Annotated in this window: 2 protein-coding genes; both read left to right on the forward strand. The window is 71.0% G+C overall.

Going from position 1 to position 2,569, the window contains the following annotated elements:
• Window positions 1-114 precede the first annotated feature (114 nt).
• A complete protein-coding gene (locus LXT12_RS26615; protein ID WP_233395548.1) occupies window positions 115-1,005 on the forward strand; it encodes a tyrosine-type recombinase/integrase in 891 nt (296 codons plus the stop codon).
• A 19-nt stretch (window positions 1,006-1,024) separates the two neighbouring features.
• Window positions 1,025-2,221, forward strand: a complete 1,197-nt coding sequence (locus LXT12_RS26620) for an IS91 family transposase (protein WP_255763805.1) — start codon at window positions 1,025-1,027, stop codon at window positions 2,219-2,221.
• The last annotated feature ends 348 nt before the right edge of the window (window positions 2,222-2,569 follow it).

The following is a 2,569-nucleotide window of genomic DNA, read 5'->3' on the forward strand; positions in this document are numbered from 1 at the left end:
AACACGTTGAACTAAACCGCTGACGCGGTACTCACCCTGCTGGGAAGTGGGTGGAACGCGAGGCGTACCTTGACCGACGCGGGCATGTGCCCGAGCGGATCAAGGAGAGCCGTCATGGCCGACCTCACCCCGACCAAGATCAGCCCCCTTCGCCAGCGCATGCTCGACGCGCTGCAACTGCGGGGGATGGCCGTGCGCACCCAGGAGAGCTACATCGACGCGGTGGCGCGCCTGGCACGGCACTACGACCGCAGCCCCGCACTGCTGAGCGCCGACGAAGTCCAGGCCTACCTGCTGTACCTGCTGCGCGAACGCCACCTCTCGCGCTCCAGCGTCAACCAGTACGGCTGCGCGTTCCGCTTCCTCTACGGCACCGTGCTGGCGCTGCCCGGCGACACCTTCCAGATCCCGCTGGGCCCGGCCCCGCAGACCTTGCCCGAGGTGCTGGCCCGCGCCGAACTCGTGCGGCTCTTCGACTGCGCCTGCCACGTCAAGGCGCGTAGCTTCCTGCAACTGGCCTACGGCACGGGCCTGCGCGTGTCGGAGCTGTGCCGGCTGCGCGTGGAGCACATTGACAGCCAGCCCGACCGCATGTGCCTGCACGTCGTGCAAGGCAAGGGCGCCAAGGACCGCCTCGTGCCGCTGAGCCCCGACACCCTGGCCGTGGCGCGCGCCTGGTGGCGCATCGGGCGGCCACGCGGCTGGCTGTTCACCGCACAGCGTGACGCCGATCTGCCGCTGGACCTCTGCGTCGCCCAGCGCTGGTACCGCGCGGCCTGCGCCCACGCCGGCATCACCAAGCATGGCGGCATCCACACCCTGCGCCACTGCTACGCCACTCATCTGCTGGAAGCCGGGGTGGACCTGTACAGCCTACAGCAGTGGCTGGGCCACAGCCACATCAGCACGACGATGCGCTACCTGCACCTGGCGCGGCCCGACGCCGCCGCCCCCCAGCGCCGCCAGCCCCTGGCGCTGCTGAGCGCACTGCCCACGCTGCACTGATCGCATCGCCCCGCCGAGCATGGCCACCACACTGGCCGAAGTGCTGCGCCGCTTCGGGCCCGAGTACCTGAGCCGTCATACGCTGAGCAGCGCGCAGGCCCGCGCCTGGCGTGCCATCGTCGCCTGCCGCACCGCGGCACTCGGCGGCGAGCGGCTGCGCTGCGACGGCTGCCACGCCGAGCACTGGCGCTGGCACAGCTGCCGCAACCGCCACTGCCCGCAGTGCCAGAGCCGCAGCCGCGACGCCTGGCGTGCCGCGCGCTTGAGCGAACTGCTCACCGTGCCCTACTGCCACCTCGTCTTCACGCTGCCGCACGAGCTCAACGCATTGGCCGGCACGCATGCACGCTGGGTCTACGACACGCTCATGCACGAGGCCGCCGCCACGCTCACCGAGTTTGCGGCCAACCCGCGCTGGCTCGGCGGCACGCCCGCATTCACGCTGGTGCTGCACACCTGGACGCAGGACCTGCGGCGCCACCTGCACGTGCATGCGCTGATGGCCTGCGGGGCCCTGCGCCAGGGCGAGGATGGCGCGTCGAGCTGGGTCACCCCCGCCCGCGGCGAGCGCTTCCTGTTCCCGGTGCATGCGCTCAGCCGCGTCTTCAGGGGCAGGTTCATGGCAGCGTTGCAAGCGGCTGAAGCCGCGGGCGAGCTGCCGCGCGACCCGGCCGATGCGCGCGAGCGTCGCGAACGCCGAGCGGCCCTGTGGCGCCATGACTGGGTGGTCTACGCCAAGACCCCGCTGGCCGGCCCCGCAGCGGTGCTGGACTACCTCAGCCGCTACACCCACCGCACGGCCATCGGCCATGAGCGGCTGGTGGACATCGACGGCGACAGCGTGCGGCTGCGCGTGCGGGCCGACGACCACGGCGACAAGCGCGTGATCTCGATGCCGGGCGAGCAGTTCATCGGCAGGCTGCTGCAGCACGTGCTGCCCGGCGGCTTCAAGCGCATCCGCCACTACGGGCTGCTGGCGCCATGCGCCAAGACCGAGCGGCTGCGCCAAGCGCGGCGATTGCTGGCCATGCCGGCGACCAACCCGCAAGCGCGCGAACAGGCCGAAGACTTCATGCGGCGAGTGGCCGTCATCGAGATCAACACCTGTCCCCACTGCCACGGGACCTGGCGTGTGGTGGAACAGCGCGGGGCGGATGTGCAGGCGTTGCGAGGGCTGCTGCCGGTGCGCCAGGCCAGTTGCCGGGGGCCACCATGACGAGCGGCGGGCAGGTCATGGGAGCGATGAGGCGAGGTGAAGGCGCCGGACGCGCGCCGTGCCCGAGACGTCCAAGCCCACCGCGAATCCGGTGTTGCCAGCGGTGCATGCGCCTGGCCGGGGCTTGTGCAGGGCAGGCGCGGTACACGACGTGGCCTGCCGCGCTCATCGGGGCCGGCCTGGGTGAATCCGCACGGGTCGGCCACGGGCGTTGAGCCTTACATTCCCCTCTCGCACCGACCGCCGGCCCCATCGGGTTTGCGGTTCAGTCCAACGGGTTTATCCGCCGCCGCCATGTCACCACGTCTTCCTGCCTCGCCTGAGCGGCGGATAAACGCTATTCGTTAG

The sequence above is a fragment of the Pelomonas caseinilytica genome (genome assembly GCF_021353235.1).
Taxonomy (GTDB): domain Bacteria; phylum Pseudomonadota; class Gammaproteobacteria; order Burkholderiales; family Burkholderiaceae_C; genus Pelomonas; species Pelomonas caseinilytica.

What these genes read in the sequence shown, in the direction of transcription:
- LXT12_RS26615 (WP_233395548.1), top strand. Translation starts at nt 115, where the DNA reads ATGGCCGACCTCACCCCGACCAAGATCAGCCCCCTTCGCCAGCGCATG.
- LXT12_RS26620 (WP_255763805.1), top strand. Translation starts at nt 1,025, where the DNA reads ATGGCCACCACACTGGCCGAAGTGCTGCGCCGCTTCGGGCCCGAGTAC.